The 18,963-nt window shown below is 44.6% G+C and carries 14 protein-coding genes; 7 read left to right on the forward strand and 7 right to left on the reverse strand.

The genetic code is table 11. The features are described 5' to 3' along the window. Nucleotides 1–171 precede the first annotated feature (171 nt). Both MKO06_RS14075 and bshC read right to left on the reverse strand, forming a co-directional pair. Nucleotides 172–1,536 (reverse strand): pyridoxal phosphate-dependent decarboxylase family protein, encoded by a 1,365-nt coding sequence (locus tag MKO06_RS14075; RefSeq protein ID WP_241552873.1) that lies wholly within the window; start codon nucleotides 1,534–1,536, stop codon nucleotides 172–174. A gap of 1 nt (nucleotide 1,537) precedes the next feature. Beyond that, entirely contained in the window at nucleotides 1,538–3,154 is a 1,617-nt protein-coding gene (gene bshC / locus MKO06_RS14080) for a bacillithiol biosynthesis cysteine-adding enzyme BshC (protein WP_241552703.1), read from the reverse strand. 113 nt (nucleotides 3,155–3,267) lie between these two features. Here bshC and MKO06_RS14085 point away from each other — a divergent pair, with 113 nt between their 5' ends. The 6 genes from MKO06_RS14085 to MKO06_RS14110 all read left to right on the forward strand — a co-directional run bounded on the left by MKO06_RS14085 (nucleotide 3,268) and on the right by MKO06_RS14110 (nucleotide 12,507). Next, on the forward strand, nucleotides 3,268–5,760 hold the full coding sequence (locus MKO06_RS14085) for a M14 family metallopeptidase (protein WP_241552704.1): 2,493 nt from the start codon (nucleotides 3,268–3,270) through the stop codon (nucleotides 5,758–5,760). Nucleotides 5,761–5,770: 10 nt separating this feature from the next. Next, nucleotides 5,771–8,590, forward strand: coding sequence for a M16 family metallopeptidase (locus MKO06_RS14090; RefSeq protein ID WP_241552705.1), 2,820 nt, complete (start codon nucleotides 5,771–5,773; stop codon nucleotides 8,588–8,590). 98 nt (nucleotides 8,591–8,688) lie between these two features. Then, entirely contained in the window at nucleotides 8,689–9,381 is a 693-nt protein-coding gene (locus MKO06_RS14095) for a TVP38/TMEM64 family protein (protein WP_241552706.1), read from the forward strand. 11 nt (nucleotides 9,382–9,392) lie between these two features. Further along, on the forward strand, nucleotides 9,393–10,058 hold the full coding sequence (locus MKO06_RS14100; RefSeq protein WP_241552707.1) for a TIGR02117 family protein: 666 nt from the start codon (nucleotides 9,393–9,395) through the stop codon (nucleotides 10,056–10,058). Between the two features lie 86 nt (nucleotides 10,059–10,144). Continuing rightward, a complete protein-coding gene (locus MKO06_RS14105) occupies nucleotides 10,145–11,437 on the forward strand; it encodes an erythromycin esterase family protein (protein ID WP_241552708.1) in 1,293 nt (430 codons plus the stop codon). An 11-nt stretch (nucleotides 11,438–11,448) separates the two neighbouring features. Next, nucleotides 11,449–12,507, forward strand: a complete 1,059-nt coding sequence (locus MKO06_RS14110; RefSeq protein ID WP_241552709.1) for a class I fructose-bisphosphate aldolase — start codon at nucleotides 11,449–11,451, stop codon at nucleotides 12,505–12,507. On the opposite strand, the gene rimO is transcribed toward MKO06_RS14110, so the two are convergent. Further along, on the reverse strand, nucleotides 12,494–13,846 hold the full coding sequence (rimO, locus tag MKO06_RS14115) for a 30S ribosomal protein S12 methylthiotransferase RimO (RefSeq protein WP_241552710.1): 1,353 nt from the start codon (nucleotides 13,844–13,846) through the stop codon (nucleotides 12,494–12,496). The two genes, MKO06_RS14110 and rimO, sit on opposite strands and share 14 nt — an antisense overlap. Nucleotides 13,847–14,026: 180 nt before the next feature. Here rimO and MKO06_RS14120 point away from each other — a divergent pair, with 180 nt between their 5' ends. Next, a complete protein-coding gene (locus MKO06_RS14120; RefSeq protein ID WP_241552711.1) occupies nucleotides 14,027–15,151 on the forward strand; it encodes a DmpA family aminopeptidase in 1,125 nt (374 codons plus the stop codon). Here MKO06_RS14120 and MKO06_RS14125 read toward each other — a convergent pair. From MKO06_RS14125 to ftsY, 4 genes are read right to left on the reverse strand one after another with little or no spacing between them, the layout of a single operon-like run. Beyond that, nucleotides 15,148–16,029 (reverse strand): aminotransferase class IV, encoded by an 882-nt coding sequence (locus tag MKO06_RS14125; protein WP_241552712.1) that lies wholly within the window; start codon nucleotides 16,027–16,029, stop codon nucleotides 15,148–15,150. The genes MKO06_RS14120 and MKO06_RS14125 overlap by 4 nt on opposite strands. Then, nucleotides 16,029–16,313, reverse strand: a complete 285-nt coding sequence (locus MKO06_RS14130; RefSeq protein WP_241552713.1) for a hypothetical protein — start codon at nucleotides 16,311–16,313, stop codon at nucleotides 16,029–16,031. Before MKO06_RS14130 ends, MKO06_RS14125 begins: the two co-directional genes overlap by 1 nt. Further along, nucleotides 16,306–17,946, reverse strand: a complete 1,641-nt coding sequence (locus MKO06_RS14135) for an amidase family protein (protein WP_241552714.1) — start codon at nucleotides 17,944–17,946, stop codon at nucleotides 16,306–16,308. Before MKO06_RS14135 ends, MKO06_RS14130 begins: the two co-directional genes overlap by 8 nt. Nucleotides 17,947–17,950: 4 nt before the next feature. Further along, a complete protein-coding gene (gene ftsY, locus MKO06_RS14140; protein ID WP_241552715.1) occupies nucleotides 17,951–18,904 on the reverse strand; it encodes a signal recognition particle-docking protein FtsY in 954 nt (317 codons plus the stop codon). Nucleotides 18,905–18,963: the final 59 nt, after the last annotated feature.

An 18,963-nucleotide genomic window follows, 5' to 3' on the forward strand; every position in this document is an offset into this window, starting at 1 on the left:
GTTAAATACCCGATCCTTAGCGGGTTATACCCAAATATACGAATTCAAAGTCCTCATTCAAAAATGGCCTGATATGGAGTAATTATAGTTCGCGGATTCTAAAAACAGGAGCGAACCTGTACCAGGGCTCACAAAAAAGGCAGTTTGCTCGAATACTGCATCGTTGATTCTCTAATCCAGGGTTGCCAGGATATCATCGATATCCTTTTCAGTAGTATCGGGATTGATAAAGCAGAACCTGATGACGCTTTCTCCCTTCCACGAAGATGGCGTTACCAGTGCAAATCCTTCCCTGTGATTCTTATAGGTCCAGTCGCGATAATCTTCAGCTTTCCACCCCTTTCTTTTGAACAGCAATACCGAAAGACTTGCCGGACGAACCAGTTCCAGGCTCTCATGTTCCTGAACCTTTTTAGCTGCAATATTCGCCAGTTCGATCCCTCTTTCGATGGCTTCCCTGTATTTATTGGTTCCATGCATAGCCAGTGAAAACCAAAGTGGAAGCCCTCTTAGTCTCCTGGTAAGCTGTATCTGGTAATCGGCAGGATTGAAGCCTTGCGCACCTTCATCCTTGAAAATTTCCAGGTAAGCCCCTTTTTGAGAGTGGGCATTTTTTGCCAGTTCGAGATCCTTATAGATCACCGCTCCGCAATCATAGGGCGAGAAAAGCCATTTATGAGGGTCGATAGTAATACTATCAGCTTTTTCAATTCCGTCGAATAGATGCCTTACCGAATTCGCTGCAAGCGCACCTCCGCCATAAGCACAATCTACGTGCAACCATATCTCTTCCTTTTCACAGATTTCGGCAACTCCTTTTAGATCATCGATGATCCCGGCATTGGTAGTTCCTCCGGTAGCCACTACCGCGAACAATCTTTTGCGGTCCTTCTCGTTCAAATTATCGATAGCCGATCGAAGGGCTTCACCAGAAAGGAATTCTTCATCACTTTCCACCATGCCTACATCGGCATCCATCACCTTCGCCATGGATTTTATGGAGCTATGAGCACCATTTGAGGTCAACAACAGGGCGCGCTCCTTTTCCATGGAGCTATCCTTTTCCCGCCAGACTTGACGTGCGGCAACGAGCGCAGAAAGGTTGGCAGCCGTACCACCACTTGTGAACACCCCAAAGGCGGTTTCCGGTAATTTCGTAAGCGAAACCAGCCATTTCATAGCCTGGTTCTCGCAGAATATTCCTCCAGCACCTTCCATCCAGTAAGCACCATGTATACTGGAAGCCGAAGTCACCAAATCGAACATGATCGCGGCCCGTGTAGGAGCTGCCGGTACAAAAGCCAAGTGTCGTGGATGATCGATAGGAACCGTTGCCTTAACCAGCACATCTCTAAATAACTGAAAAGCGTTCTCCCCTCCTATTCCCTCGGGAGTGATCGTCTCTCCTACGATTCGCAGTAATTCCTCTTCTTTCCTGGGAGATCCCAGTTCTGGGGTGACATTCGAGATACGGTCTATGGTATACTTCATGACGTCCAGCGTCATTTCTACCAGGTCCATATCTATGGTATGCATTCTATTCTTTTCCAAAGGTGATTATTTTAAAATTAGACTCCAGTGGATCCAGGTTATTCATTAATTCTTCGATCAATTCCGGCCCGTATTCAACGTAGAATTCGGAGAAATTGGTTTGTCTTTCCTGAAGACTTTTGTTAGGGAACAAACCATTCTGAAGCTCGGCGATACGCTCCACCTCATCTTTTAATTTACGTTTTTGAGCTTTTAAAAGACGCTTTTCAAGATTGTCGAGACCTTTCAGCTGTTTTACTTCCTGGGCCTTTACAGCGCCGATAAAAGATTTATCTGTTTGTTCTGCAAGATCATATAGATGCTGAAATTGGTCTACCAGGTGTTGCTTTTGCGGAGAGAAATCGATGTCGATATTTGATATTTTTCTGACTTTTCTATTGATCAGTTCATGTTGCTTCAGGAATAGTTCAGGAATTGAGATATTGAGTCTTTTTCTCTTCCCACTCTGTTTACCGCTTTGCAGTAAAGCTGAATTCCGCAATAACAGCATGGGAAATGTCACATTTTCAGCTTCGAAATAATCCTTCAGCTCAAGCCAGTAAGCAAGCTCCCCGCCTCCACCTATATAGCACAGGTTTGGAAGAATCACTTCTTCGTAAAGCGGTCTCAGCATGACATTGGGGCTGAATCGTTCCGGATGTTCCTCGAGTTCCTTCAGCAATTCATCCCTGGTCCAGCTTATTTCCGTTTCGTTTACAAAGAACTTTCCTTCCTTTTCGATGATCCGCTCCCTGATCTCCTCATTCAAATAGAACAGGTTGATCTCCCGAGGGTTTACCTGCACATTGTAACCCAGCTCGTTCAGTTTCTCAACTGCCGAAGTTGTTTTTTCAAAAGATCGTTTCTCAAGCAATTCGTTTTTGGCGTAAGGAATAAAATGCTTTTTCAGGTCGGCATCCTCGCCATCCACGATCACCAGCCCATATTCCCCGAACAGCTTATCGGCTATATACCGGGTAGCATCGCTTAGATTGTCATGTTCCAGGTAACCCTTTCGGAAAAGTGTTTTCAGGAATTTGCCGTTCTCACCATCACCGATCTCGGCAGAAAATAACTGGAAAACCTCGTCCAGGCCTTCCGTTGACAAATAACCAACGGCTGTTTTTCCGGCACGCGGATCGGCGTTATTCCATTTGAACTTTTTTCCGTTGAGATTAAAAAAATTGATCTCCTCAAAATCATGATCCTCGGTAGCCATCCAGTAAATGGGAACGAAATGCTGATCGGGATATTTTTGCTTTAATTTCTCGGTGAGATTGATCGTTGAAACGATCTTATAAAGGAAATACAGAGGGCCGGTAAACAGGTTCAATTGATGCCCGGTTACCACGGTGAAACTATTCTTCTCACCTAATAGCCTGATATTATCCTGTGTTTTATCTGAAGTTTCAATGCCGGAATATTGCTTTTTCAGCACCTTTACCAGGTCCTTACGAATCGCGTGATCAAATGAGGATTCTTTTTCAGCAATTTGTTTTTCAAAATTCTGAAGCTCAGGAAAATGACCATAAAGTTCTTTCAGTTTCTTTTTCTGCGAAAGATAATCCAGGATAAGATTTGTGAAATAATTGGTTTCGGGATACGAAATACAATCGGTTGGCATAAGCTTTTCTTGAGTTTGCAAAGATATCGAAGATAGGGATTTTATTAACTAAATTTTAGTTAATTCCGGGCTAGGTACTATCTTTACTCGGCTTTTAAAAAATATTAGTTTAAATGAAATATATCTTCAGCTCCCTAAGTGTATTCTTTTTCAGTTTACAGCTACTAGTTTCTCAAAATTTACAAACCCCTTCAGAATTCCTGGGTTACGAACTGGGCTCCCAGTTTTCCCGCCATGCCGATGTGGTGGATTATTTCAATCATGTTGCTGAAAATTCCAGCATGGTGGAATACCATACCTACGGAAAGACCAATGAACGTCGGCCACTGACCTATGCGGTAATATCTTCTGAAACTAACCTGAACAACCTGGAACAGATCAGGAAAAATCATTTAAAAAATGCCGGAATAGGCGACGGTTCGGGAAATTCTGAAGTTGCCATCGTATGGCTGAGTTATAATGTTCATGGAAATGAAGCCTCGAGTACCGAAGCATCCATGAAGACACTTTATCATCTGATCACTGAAAAAACCGACTGGCTTCAAAATACTGTGGTCATTATTGATCCATGTATCAACCCTGATGGCCGTGACCGGTATGCCAACTGGTATAACCAGGTGAAGGCCGAACCATATTCAACACTTCAGGAAGCTGCAGAACATCATGAGCCATGGCCGGGTGGAAGACCAAATCACTATCTTTTTGACCTGAACCGCGACTGGGCCTGGGCTACACAGGTTGAAACCCGCCAGCGGCTGAAGATCTACAACCAGTGGCTTCCACACATTCATGTGGATTTTCATGAGCAGGGAATCAATGAACCTTATTATTTCGCGCCGGCTGCGGAACCTTTTCACGAAGTGATCTCTCCATTCCAGCGCGATTTCCAGACCCGCATTGGGAAAAATCACGCCAGATATTTCGATAAGGAAGGCTGGCTGTACTTCACGGGAGAACGATTTGACCTTCTGTATCCAAGTTATGGCGATACCTATCCAACTTATATGGGAGCGATCGGGATGACCTACGAGCAGGCCGGTCATGGGAGAGCTGGGCTGGGAATTCAAACCGACGAAGGTTATGTACTCACCCTTAAAGACCGTGTTGAACATCATTTCACCACCGGAATCTCGACCGTAGAAGTTGCGGCCAACAATATCGCCGAGCTGAATAATGAATTTAAAAATTACTTTAAGGACGGTGATTTTAATTATCGCAGTTACGCCCTGCAGGGCAATCCAGACCGCCTTCGCGCCTTAACTGAATTATTAGACAGGCACGAAATCAGGTATGCCTATTCAAATAATAACAACCGAATTAGCGGCCACAGTTTTAAGGATAATGGAGATGGTACATTAACTACCGATCAAAATACGCTGGTGGTTTCTACCAACCAGCCAAAAGGCAAAATGGTGAAGGTCTTATTCGAACCCAAAACAAAACTTTCAGATTCCCTCACTTATGATATCACCGCCTGGAGCCTTCCGTATGCTTATGGCCTCAACGGAATTGGCAGCAAAAGACTTATCGAAGCTTCAGGAGAAGCATTAAATTCCAGTATTCAAAATGTGGCCAATCCATCGGGAGCCGGTTATATCTCCAAATGGAACAGTATGCAGGATGCTGAATTCCTTGCTGCACTCCTAAAGAACGATATCAAGGTTCGATTCAGTGAAGTTCCGTTCGAAAGCAATGATCAGGAATTCGAAAGAGGCAGCCTGGTGATCACCAAAAGCGACAACAGGCAAATGAGTGATTTTGACCAAAAGGTCATCGAGATCGCCAAGGAATACGAAAGACAGCTTACCACAGCAAATACCAGTTTTGCGGGAAGCGGGCCTGATTTTGGCTCTTCCAGCATTAAGATCATCAATAAAAGTAAAATTGGCGTTCTTAGAGGCGATGAGGTTTCATCGCTTAGTTTTGGTGAGGTTTGGTACTTTTTTGAGCAGGAATTGAATTATCCGGTTGTACCGCTGGACACCGATTATTTCAACCGAATCGACCTTAGCGAATTCAACACCATCATCATGCCTTCGGGCTGGTATTCAGGTTTTCTTACAGAAGAAACCACGAAAAAGATCACTGAATGGGTTAAAAACGGTGGAAAACTGATCCCGATTGGAAATGCGGTTGGCAGCCTTGCCGGCAAGGAAGGATTTGGGATCGAAGAGAATAAAAAAGCCGAAAAAGACAGTACCGCCACCAAAACTAACCTGGTTCCTTATGCCGAGCGTGAACGCGAAAGCATCAAAAATCTTATCACCGGGAGCATCATTCGCACCCAGGTTGATAACACGCATCCAATGGGCTTCGGCTATGATGATGAATATTTTACACTGAAATTGAGCAGTGACAGTTATTCCTTCCTGGAAAACGGATATAATGTTGCTTATATCAAAGAACCAGAAGTAGTTTCTGGTTTCGCAGGAAGCGAAGCGGTGAAAAACCTCAATAATTCGCTGGTTTTTGGCGAAGTGCCTATGGGGCAGGGAAGCGTGATCTATATGGTAGATAATCCATTGTTCAGGGCTTTCTGGCAGAACGGAAAACTGTTCTTCGTAAACGCGCTGTTCCTGACCAATAATTCAGTTGCCGACCTTTAATATTAAAAAAATGAAATTTCAATTATCAATATTTAGTATTCTGTTTTTGACTTTTTCGCAGCTAATCCAGGCGCAGGAAAAGTCCGACACCTATTCGGTAGAATTTGAAAGCTTCCAGCTGGAGAACGGGTTGAAGGTGATCATGCACGAAGACCATTCCGATCCCGTAGTGGCTGTAGCCCTTACCGCCCATGTAGGATCTGCCCGCGAAAAAGAAGGCCGTACCGGATTTGCGCATTTATTCGAGCATTTGCTTTTCCTGGAATCTGAAAACCTCGGGAAAGGCGGACTGGACAAGATGAGTGCCCGAATCGGTGGTTCCGGTGCAAATGGATCTACCAGCCGTGACCGTACCAATTATTATCAAACTGTGCCTAACGACGCATTGGAAAAGATGCTTTGGGCCGAAGCTGACAAACTGGGCTACTTTATCAATACGGTGACTGAACCCGTACTGGCCAAGGAAAAACAGGTAGTGAAAAATGAAAAAAGGCAGGGCGTAGATAACCGTCCTTATGGTCACGACATGTACGTGATAGACCGCAACTTGTATCCCGAAGGACACCCTTACAGCTGGCAGGTGATTGGCAGCCTGGAAGATCTTCAGAATGCAAGCCTGGAGGACGTAAAGGAATTCTACAATAAATGGTATACACCCAACAACGTGATCCTTACCATTTCGGGAGATTTTGATCCGGAACAGGCACGGGACTGGGTTCACAAATATTTTGATGAGATCCCAAGAGGTCCCGAAGTAGAGAAACTGGAAAAACAAATGGTTAGCCTTGAAAAGACCAAAAAGCTATACCACGAGGATAATTTTGCCAAGTTGCCTGAATTAACGCTTACCTGGCCTTCGGTTTATACCAATCATCCGGATTCGTATGCTCTTCAGATCCTTGCGAGCTACCTTGCAGATGGAAAGAATGCGCCACTTTACAAGAAGCTGGTAGAAGAGGAAAAATTGAGCGGAAGGATCAGTATGTTCGATTATGAATCGGAACTGGCCGGCCAGCTGATGTTGCAGGTAAGAGCCTACGAAAATGTAGATCTCGACCAGGTTCAGCAGGCCATCAACGAAGTGTTTTCAGAATTTGCGCAGAATGGAATTCCGCAGAAAGACCTTGAGCGAATCAAGGCCGGGCTGGAAACCGATTTTTACAACCAGATCTCCAGCGTTTTTGGAAAAGGCTATCAGCTTGCTCAATACGAGATCTATACGGGCGATCCTAACAACCTGAACAAGGAAGTGCAAAATTTACTGTCGGTTTCACAGCAGGACGTAATGAACGTTTTCCGAAAATATGTCCAGGATAAAAATTATGTTGCTACCAGTTTTGTTCCGAAAGGATCTCCTGAACTTGCTTTGGAGGATTCAGAAAAAGCCGAAGTGGTCGAGGAAAAGATCGTTGAAGGCGCTGAAGAAGATTTCGATCCCAGCCAGCAGGCCAGCTATGAAAAAACTCCTTCCAGTTTCGACCGAAGCATAGAACCGCCTTACCACGGAAAGCCTGAAACCAGGGTTCCCGATATCTGGGAGCAGAATTTGCCTTCAGGAATGAAAGTAATGGGAATTACTAATAAGGAGGTTCCGCTGGTTCGCTTCAGCCTGGACATAAAAGGTGGCCAGTTACTCGAAAAACCGGATCAGGCCGGTATCTCCAATTTACTGGCTGAAATGATGACCAAGGGAACGGCTAACAAAACTGCCGCCGAACTTGAAGAAGCTATCGAAATGCTTGGCGCCTCGATCTATGTAAATTCCGAAGAGGAAAAGATCACTATCAGCGGAAATACGCTTGCCAAAAATTACGAACAGACCCTTGAGCTGGTTAAGGAAATTTTGCTGCAACCTCGCTGGGATGAAGAAGAATTTAAACTGGCGAAACAACAGATCTTAAGCAGGCTTCAGGAGCAAAAAGGTGACCCGCTACAGATTGCCTCTAACGAATTCAACAAACTAATCTACGGGGAAGACAGCATACTTTCATACAATCTGCTGGGAACAACCGAATCTGTAACCAATATCAGTCTTAACGACCTGAAGAATTTTTACGAGGAAAACCTCTCGCCGCTTGCAGCCTCCTTCCTGGTAGTTGGCGCCATTGAAAAAGATACAGCTTTGAAACCGGTTCGGGGGATCTCTGCGAACTGGCCTCCAAAGAACATCGATTTTCCAGAATTTTCAAATCCTGAGTTACCCGAACAATCAAAGATTTATTTCTATGATGTTCCAGGCGCCAAGCAATCTATAATCAGCTTTGGAGCCCCTGCCCTATCGGCGACCGATGAGGATTTTTATCCGGCCGAGGTCATGAATTATCGACTTGGTGGTGGAAGTTTTGCTTCCCAGCTAACCCAGGAACTAAGGGAGAACAAAGGATACACCTACGGGATACGATCGAGGTTCACCCAGCGAAATTATATTGGTCCGTTTCAAATAAGCAGCGGCGTGCGAACCAATATCACTTATGAAGCAACTGAACTTATTAGGAATATCCTCAGGAATTATCCCCAAAGCTTTAAGCCTTCAGATCTTGAAGTTACCCAAAGTTATATGATAAAAAGCAACGCCAGGAGATTTGAAACCCTTGGCGCCAAGCTTAACATGCTTCAGGAGATCAGCGATTTTGGGTATGATTATGATTATATCAAACAAAGGGAAAAGCTGGTTGAGGATTTGAGCGTGATGCAGATACAGGAACTGGCCAGGCAATATGTGAATCCCGAAAGGATGTATTTCCTGATCGTTGGAGATGCCGAAACACAATTAGACAAGCTGGATCAGCTTGGGTTTGGAGAACCCATACTGCTTAATCCAGAGGAATAATACAAATTTTATAAAAGTTTTAAGGCAAAGGCGGAACAGGTAGTTCCGCCTTTTTTCTATCTTATCCAAACCTGAAATGACCAGTAAATCAAATCCTTTTGTCTGAAAAAGCATCATATATACTTACCGGAAGTATTATCCTTGGGTTATTAGCGATCTATTTTTTCCACCCGCCTTTCAAAGAATTTATAGACCATACCTGGGATATTCTCTGGAGTGAAGACGAGGAAAGGATCAGTGCCTATTTTAAGGATTTCGGAGTTTGGGGACCAATCGCCATCATCCTGATCATGATCCTGCAGATCTTCCTGGTGGTATTCCCATCCTGGTTACCCATGATCGTCGCGGTGCTGGCATATGGCTTCTGGGGAGGAGCTTTTATTTCGATCGCCGGCGTGTTCTGTGCTTCCAGTATCGCATTTTACCTTGGAAAGTGGCTGGGAGAAGATCATCTCGAAAAAGTAATGGGAAAATCCAAAAACAAAAAAGCCGAGCGCTGGATCTCAGAATACGGATTCTGGACGATCGCCATTTTCAGAATTTCTCCATTTCTTTCGAATGACGCCATAAGTATTATTGCAGGAATGCTGAGCATGACATACCGGAAATTCATCCTTGCCACGCTTACCGGAATTGTTCCTCTCTCTTTTGCGATCGCCTATTTTGGACAGGATACCGATACCCTGAAAAACGGACTTTACTGGATTGGTGGAGGTGGCATACTTATTTACGGGATCTATGTATATATAGACTACAGGAAGCGCAAAAAGCTAAAATCCGAGAATGCCTAAAACCAGGAAGGATGCAACAATTTTTTCGGTTTCTTAAAAATCTGTTTTTACTTGTTCTGACCCCGGCAGTGATTTACCTGTTGCTAAATTTGATTGGTGCAATTATACCGGTGAATAGCGGATCAAATGCTGAAAATGGGAAAATCAAGATCTACCTCATCCAGAATGGCACTCATACCGATATCGTCCTACCCGTTAGCAACAAAATTCTGAACTGGCAGGAAACGATTCCAGAATCCAGATTTCCTGTTCCAGGTGAAACTGCTTACTATGCCTTTGGCTGGGGTGACCTGGAGTTTTACAGAACCACTCCGCAATGGGACGATCTGCAACTCACAACTGCTGCAACCAGCCTGTTTCTGAATACACCTTCAGCGATCCATGTTACCAGGATGGATTTCCCGGAGAAACGAAATCACATTCAGCTTAGCCTAAGCGAGGTCCAGTACCGGAAGCTTTCAGAATATATCTTAAAACATTTTGAAACCGATAAAAATGGAACTCCGGTTCCGCTAGACTTCAGCTATACTCAAGATGACCTTTTTTTCGCCTCAAGATCTTCCTTCCATGCCTTTAGAACCTGCAACACCTGGGTTAACAGCGCCCTGAAATATGCAGGCCTGGAAGCCTGTCTCTGGACGGCCTTCTCGCAGGTGATCTTCTGGAAATATTCCTGAGCAGTTTTATCATTATTTTATAATTGAAGAATCTTTATTGGTCTTCAAATATCTTATTTTCAGATACCTAACCAATAATTACATTGATGAGCTTTTCTGATCAAGAAAAAGACATTTCAAAATATATCCATAAACTGGGCAATAGCCATGACCTTGAGCCATTGATGGAGCGCATCGGCGATTCCCGGTTTGTCCTCCTTGGTGAAGCCAGCCATGGCACCCATGAATATTACACCTGGCGCGCAGAAATTTCCAAGCGCCTTATTAAGGAGAAAGGCTTTGATTTCATAGCCGTGGAAGGCGACTGGCCGGATTGTTTCAACATCAACAAATGGATCAAGAACGGTGATGAACAGGAGATTCAGAGTGTACTCGAGGAATTCAAAAGATGGCCAACCTGGATGTGGGCTAACTGGGAAATTGCGGCATTCGCCAATTGGCTGAAATCACATAACCAGGAACGGCCGGCATCTGAAATGGTTGGTTTTTATGGTTTGGATGTCTATAGCTTATGGGAAAGTATGGAGCTCATCGTAAGTTATCTTGAAAACGAAGATCCAGAAACGGCAGAAATTGCAAAAAATGCCATGATGTGCTTCCAGCCTTATAAGGAAAGAGATTCTTACGGATCTATTTTCAACAAGGCCAAACCCGGCTGTCAGGATCAGGTAATTGAACTTCTGAAAAAGGTAAGACAGCGTTCTCATAATTATGATCATGCCCTGGAAGCCGATCTAAATGCTGAAATGAATGCGCTGGTCATGGCGAACGCTGAAAGATACTATAAGGCGATGTCTGACTTTACTCAGAACTCCTGGAATGTACGTGACAGGCATATGATGGAAACCCTCGACAAACTTTTAGATTATCACGGAGACGATTCCAAAGTGATCGTCTGGGCGCATAATACCCATATTGGCGATGCCCGGGCCACCGATATGGCCAACCACGGACTCTTTAACCTGGGAGAGCTGGTAAGAAGAGAAAAAGGTACCAGGAATACCGTGCTGGTGGGTTTTGGATCCTATGCAGGCTCGGTGATCGCCGGAAAATCCTGGGGCGCACCCATGCAGGAAATGGAACTTCCGGAAGCTATTCCGGGGAGTTTCGAGCATAAACTACACAATATGGATAGCCATAATAAACTGATGATCTTCGATGAACATCCTCGAATTACCGAAGCTTTCGAAGATAAAATTGGTCACAGGGCCGTTGGGGTAGTTTATGATCCCGATAATGAACGATCTAATTATGTCCCTTCTGAAATACCCGAAAGATATGATGCCTTTATATACCTGGACCAAACTCAGGGATTACATCCATTAAAATACAAACCCGAAGGAAAGTTAACCCCCGAAACCTTCCCCTTCGGAATCTAAAACAACCAGTCATGAAAAATTTAAAAGAGATCGAAGACATTTTAGGCGACGACGCAGCTTATTACCTGGAACATACATGCGACAAGATACCAGCAGACAGAATTCAGGCGCCGGGACCAGGCACGGTTGAAACTTTTATCGACAGCGACCGAAATCCGCAAAGCCTGCGAAGCCTTGCCCAGTTATACGGGCACGGTAACCTTGGCGGCACCGGATTTTTGAATATCCTACCCATCGACCAGGGAATTGAACATTCAGCTGCATTTTCATTCTACAAGAACCAGGATTATTTTGATCCTGAAAATATCATTAACCTGGCCATCGAAGCTGGTTGCAATGGGGTTGCCTCCACATTTGGTGTACTTGCAAGACATGCCAGGCGTTTCGCTCATAAAATTCCTTTTGTGGTGAAGATCAACCATAACGAGCTACTGACCTATCCCAATAAATACGACCAGATTCCATATGGAACCGTTAAGGAAGCCTGGAACCTGGGAGCTGTAGCCATTGGAGCGACCATTTATTTTGGTTCAGAAGAAAGCAACAGGCAGATCGTTGAGATCGCAAGAGCTTTTGAAGAAGCCCACGAACTGGGAATGGCTACTATTTTATGGTGTTATACGCGGAATTCGGATTTTAAGAAAGATGGAAAAGATTATCATTCCTCAGCCGACCTTACCGGACAGGCGAATCATTTAGGTGTCACCATTAAAGCCGACGTGATCAAACAAAAATTACCAACCAACAATTTCGGATACCAGAACATCGATTTTGGCAAGTATGACGACGAAATGTATAAACAGCTTAGTACCGATCATCCAATAGACCTGTGTCGATACCAGGTTGCGAATTGTTATATGGGAAAAATAGGACTCATTAATTCAGGTGGTGGTTCCAAAGGAGAGTCCGACGAAAAAGAGGCGGTTCGCACCGCCGTTATCAATAAACGAGCCGGTGGCGCAGGACTTATTATGGGCAGAAAAGCTTTTCAGCGACCTTTAAAAGAAGGTGTGGAAATCTTGAATAAGGTACAGTCGGTTTACCTGGAAGATAAGATTACGATTGCCTGATCTTCAATTCCTTTCGTTTCGGCTTTTCTGAAGTGACATTCAAAGGCTCTCCGTAAAGGTCGAAATCGGCCGCATCGGTGATTTTAACCTCATAGTAATCGCCAGTCTTAAGATAAACCGATGTCGCGTCAATCAATACCTCGTTATCCACATCGGGCGAATCGTATTCGGTTCTACCCACGAAATAATTACCTTCCTTACGATCGATCACCACCTTAAAGACCTCGCCGATCTTTTGCTGGTTCAGCTCCCACGAGATCTGAGACTGGATTTCCATGATCTCATTCGCTCTTTCCTGCTTCACCTCCTGAGGCACATTATCCTCCAGGTTATAAGCATGTGTATTCTCTTCATGGGAATAAGTGAAACATCCCAGTCGCTCAAAACGCATTTCCTTAACCCAATCTTTCAATTCCTGGAAATGTTCTTCGGTCTCCCCGGGATAACCCACGATAAGAGTGGTTCGAATTGCCATTTCAGGCACCCTTTTTCTGAATTCCTTCAGAAGTTTGGTCGTCTTTTCATGGGTGGTTCCACGGCGCATCGATTTAAGCAGATCATCAGATATATGCTGAAGCGGAATATCCAGGTAATTACAGATCTTAGGTTCGCGTTTCATCACCTCAAGCACATCCATCGGGAAACCGGTTGGGAATGCGTAATGAAGGCGTATCCATTCGATACCTTCCACCTTTACCAGGTTTTCCAGCAATTCGGCCAGTTTTCTTTTTTTGTAAAGATCCAGCCCGTAATAAGTGAGATCCTGGGCGATCAGGATCAATTCCTTCACCCCATTAGCGGCAAGCTTTTCAGCTTCCATTACCAGGTTTTCTATAGGAGTGGAACGATGGCCTCCACGCATAAGCGGGATGGCACAAAAAGAACAAGGCCGGTCGCAACCTTCGGCGATCTTTAAATAGGCATAGTTCTTAGGAGTTGTGGTTAGTCGCTCGCCTATCAGCTCATGCTTATAATCGGCCTCCAAAGCAGCAAGTAACCCGGGCAATTCGGTAGTCCCAAAATACTGGTCTACATTCGGAATTTCCTTCTGAAGATCGGGCTTATAGCGTTCGCTCAAACACCCGGTAACAAAAACCTTGTCCACTTCTCCTTCTTCCTTCTTCTGAACAAAGTCCAAAATCGTATTCACCGACTGCTCCTTGGCATTATCGATAAATCCACAGGTATTGATCACCACGATATTTCCTTCCTGCTCGTGAACAACATCCTTGTTATTGGCTTTCAACTGCCCCATCAGCACTTCAGAATCGTACACATTCTTACTGCATCCAAGGGTGACCACGTTGATCCTGTTCTTCTTTCTTGACTTCGTTCTCATCTTATTCCATTTTGACACCACCCAGACCTTACAGGTTTTTGAAACTTGCGAGGTCTTTTTGGCGGGTGCAAAGATACAATCTAAAATCTGAATTGCAGAACGCTAAGTATGAAGACTTAAAATAGCCAGGTTCACAAAGTTGCAGTTTTGTATCTTCACTTTCTGAAACAAGCCAGATCCATGAAACAAAAACTACTCGTCTTAATCATTTTGTTCATAAACATCAGCCTTTTCGCCCAGCAACGAAGCCGGGATCTTGGAATCGAAATTGGCGTTCTTCCCACCGGAGCCAGGAATTCGATCACCGATGTGGAAGGTGTAAAGGTGGGACATACCACGCTTATCGAAGGAGACAGTATTCGTACAGGAGTTACCGCGATCTTGCCGCATGACGGGAATATCTTTCAGAAGAAAGTTCCGGCGGCGGTTTATGTGGGGAATGGCTTCGGAAAACTGGCCGGCAGCACACAGGTAGAAGAACTTGGGAATATTGAAACTCCTATCATCCTTACCAACACTTTAAATGTGGCTACCGCCATGGACGCGCTGATCAAATACAGCCTTGGACTGCCCGGAAACGAAGATGTAAGATCGGTAAATGCCATTGTTGGTGAAACCAATGATGGTTATCTGAACGATATTCGTGGCCAGCATGTACAAACAGAAAACGTGATTTCGGCCATCAATTCTGCAAGTTCAAATGTAACGGAAGGCAATGTTGGCGCCGGAACCGGGACCATTTGCTTCGGATTTAAAGGCGGAATTGGCACCTCGTCCCGCAAACTTCCTGAAAGCCTGGGCGGCTACAGGATTGGGGTGCTGGTACAGACCAATTTCGGTGGAAACCTTACGATAGACGGCGCTCCGGTTGGAGAGGAAATCGGAAAATTCAGTTTCAGGGATCGCATTTTAGATAGTGCCGATGGTTCCTGTATGATCGTGGTCGCTACCGATGCTCCTCTGAATTCGCGAAATTTAAAAAGACTGGCTAAACGAGCACTACTCGGGTTAGGACGAACCGGTGGGATCGCCTCCAATGGAAGCGGAGATTATGTGATCGCCTTTTCAACTGCGAAAGAGAACCGAATCCCATATAGAATTGAGAAAGATCTGCTGGAACAAAAAGTAGTTCCCAATGACCTGATGTCTCCCATCTTTATGGCGGCTATCGAAGCCACCGAAGAAGCTATCCTGAATTCATTGTTTATGGCTGAAGATATGACCGGGTTTCAAGGCAGAACGATCGAAGCCTTGCCAATGCAAAAAGTAAAACCGATCCTGGAAAAATATAAGGTAATAGATTAGGCCTGGCAGTTTCGGGTTTTCTCTTTAAAGGCCTTTTGAAGTTTTTGGGTAACTGGACCTGCTTCAGGACGGGAAAAGATCTTGCTCCCTTCAAAAAAGATATCTGTGATCATCATGACCTGGGTAGTCGTTCCGGTAAGAAAAACTTCATCCAGATTTTCAAAATCCTCTAATCTGTATGACTCTTCCCTGATATCCAAACTGAGTTCCCTGCATAGATCTATCACGATCTTTCTCGTAATTCCTGAAAGAATTTCGGGACCTTCCGGATGGGTGTAGATCACATTATCCTTCACAAAAAAAGCCGTGGAATGCGAACCTTCAGTAATCTTTCCATCCCGAAATAACAGGGTTTCATCAAGGCCCAGGCGATGTGATTCATCATTCAACATGGTATTGGCCAGGTAGGAAGTGGTTTTGATATCGCAGCGATGCCAGCGAATGTCTTCCGCCAATAGCAATCGCCAGCTTCTCTGTTCAAAATCCTTCAGTTTAACCGGAAAGGAATAAACCAGGAAATTAGGTTCAGAAGACTGCGGAAAGAAATGTGTTCTTGGGGCTGTTCCGCGGCTTAGTTGTAAATAAACCGCAGCATCTTCTTCAGCATAAGAACTGCGCTCCACTGCCTGCAGAATGAATGGCACCAGTTTTTTCACTTCAAAATCGAACCTGATCTGTGATAGGCTGTATTTAAGTCGGTCTAAATGTTCCTCCAAAGCGAAGACCTTTCCGTCATAAAACGGAATGACTTCATACAGCGCGTCACCCAGCATAAAGCCACGGTCAAAAACCGAGATCTGAGCCTCTTCAGGCTTCATCCATTCACCATTCAGGCAAACTTCATTAGGATAACTTTTTCCTGGAATTTGTGGTAGCATTATTGAAAATAATTATGAAGCTGCAGCATCCACTCCTGTTCGTAATATCTCACAATACTGATCAAAATCGCTCCGGCGATCACATAGGCCCAGTGGTAGGAGTTCCTCTTTAGCAGGATCCCACCCACGATGGCGAAGATCAAATATGGAACGGCCAGGATCAGATTCGGAATAGCCCATGCTCCCTGGAAGATCGCTGCCACCTTCATCACTACGTAAAAAATACTATAAAAGAAGATGATCTTCGAAATGATCACAAGGTAACGTTGGGAAACTTTACTCATTATAGTCAGCCGGGGTTTTTCTGCGTTCTGTAGTTAATTCATAGGCATAAGCCCATTTTAACAGCTCCTGTTCGCTAAAAGGTTTTCCTATGATCGTAAGACCTTTTGGCCGGTTTTCACTGGTATAACCCATCGGTACTGTTATGGCAGGATATTTTGCGACCGCTGCATAACCTGCGTGATAATTATTGACCGATAAAACTGCATCCAGCTTATGTTGCTTCATTGGAACCTCGAAGAAACGGGTTCCATTTCGCCTAAGGGTATCCTTGATCGCCGCAAATTCTTCAGCTGTGGCAGAATCCTCGATAATCCCAAGGAATAAAGCCTGACCGTAGGGTGCACGAGCAACCGAATCCTTAAGATTATAGTCAACCACATCCTGAACATTTCTGAAGTTCGATTCACCGCCGTAATTCTGAAAATACTCCGGCAGATCTTTTTTCATATCCAGGTTAAGCAATCGAATGAAATTTGGCAAATCGATATCTTCGGCTTCGAATTCCACAATCTCTGCACCGGCATTCTTCAAATCGTTTACCGCCCTTACATATAAAGTGTCTTCCATAAGGCTTTTGATGGCGCCAAATCTTTTTCCTTTAAGATCGGAACCTTCAAGACCTTCATAATAATTTCTAGGCTTATCCTCCGGAACCAGGCTGGAAGAAGGATCCTTAGGATCCTTTCCGGTCATGGCTGACAGAAGTATCGCGTTATCCACCACAAATTTGGTCATAGGTCCCGGGGTATCCAGGGTGCTGGAAATGGGAACGATCCCGCCACGACTTAGCAAACCGATGGTTGGTTTTAAGCCTACTACCGAATTTGCGCTGGAAGGTGAAAGTATAGATCCGGAAGTTTCAGAACCTACTGCTACTGGCGCCAGGTTTGCTGAAACGGCTACTCCACTACCCGAACTGGAACCACCTGTATCGTGGATCTTTCTTCCGTAAGGGTTCAGCGTCTGACCTCCAACGGCTGAGTACCCGCTTGGGCAATCCCCGCAAAAGAAATAGGCCCACTCACTCAGGTTGGCTTTCCCGAGAATCAAAGCCCCATTATCCTTCAGCTGTTTAACGATAAAGGCATCGCGGGTTAGATTGTCTTCAAGAGCCACAGCACCAGCTGTGGTTGGCAAAGCTTGAGTGTTGATATTATCTTTTAAAAGCACAGGGATACCGTAGATTGGATGCTTATTGGAAAGCCTGTCTTTCATCTGGTCCTTTTTACGGGCTTCTTCAATCAGGTTTGGATTGAGCGAGATAACAGAGTTCAGTGAAAATTCATTATCCCTGTCGTATTCTTTGATACGCATTAAATAGAAAAGCGCGACTTCTTCGTAGCTAAGTTTTCCCTGATCGATAGATTTCTGAATTTCAGGAATGCTTTTTTCAAAAACCAGGGCCTTTACTTCTTCATAAACTTCAGGAGAGAAATCGGCCAGATCGTCTTCAAAAGGTTTCCACATTTCATCCTGGTCAATAAACCTGGAATCCAAAACCTTAAACTCCATTTCCTCGACGCTATCGGTCGCAACGGAATCTACCTCACTTTGAATATTTTCAGATTCAGAACTATCATTTTTACAACTCGCAATTGCGAGCATTGCCAGGAGAAGAAGGTATTTTTTCATAATATTATTTAAAGAATGAGTCTACGAATTCATATTTGTTGAATACCTGTAGATCTTCCACTCCTTCTCCTACTCCAATATATTTTACAGGAATTTGAAACTGGTCACTGATGCCAATAACCACGCCACCCTTAGCCGTACCATCTAGTTTGGTAACTGCCAGCGAGGTCACTTCGGTCGCTGCGGTGAATTGCTTGGCCTGCTCAAAGGCATTCTGCCCGGTTGACCCATCGAGAACCAGCAATACTTCATGGGGAGCCTCGGCAACGGTTTTCTGCATCACTCGCTTCACTTTGGAAAGCTCGTTCATCAGGTTCACCTTGTTATGAAGCCTACCGGCTGTGTCTATAAGCACCACGTCGGCATCTGTTTTTACGGCATGCTGAATCGTATCAAAGGCCACGGAAGCAGGATCGCTTCCCATTTTCTGTTTAATGATAGGCACATCGGTGCGATCTGCCCAGATCTGGAGCTGGTCTATCGCTGCTGCACGGAAAGTATCTGCAGCACCTAAAACTACCTTTTTACCCTGACTCTTAAACTGGTGAGCAAGCTTTCCAATGGTGGTTGTTTTTCCTACTCCATTCACACCCACTACCATGATCACATACGGCCTTTTATCTTCCGGGATATCCAGTTCTGCATATTCCCCCTTTTCGGTTTCTGAAAGCAGGGCTGCGATCTCTTCGCGTAGTATTTTATTGAGTTCGTCGGTACCAAGGTATTTATCCCTTGCTACTCGCTCCTCGATTCGGTTTATGATCTTTACAGTGGTCTTAACACCCACATCACTGCTTACAAGCACCTCTTCCAGGTCGTCCAGCACCTCATCGTCTACCTTGGACTTCCCGGCGACGGCCTTGCTCATCTTATCGAAAAAACTGGTCTTGGACTTTTCCAGCCCCTTATCCAGGTTCTCCTTTTTCTCTTTTGAAAATATCTTTTTAAATAAACTCATTTGTAATTGGCAGGTTTAATAACAAAAGGAGGCAAAGAGCCTCTCGAAATGCGGCATAA

This window comes from Christiangramia oceanisediminis, assembly GCF_022570735.2.
GTDB lineage: Bacteria > Bacteroidota > Bacteroidia > Flavobacteriales > Flavobacteriaceae > Christiangramia > Christiangramia oceanisediminis.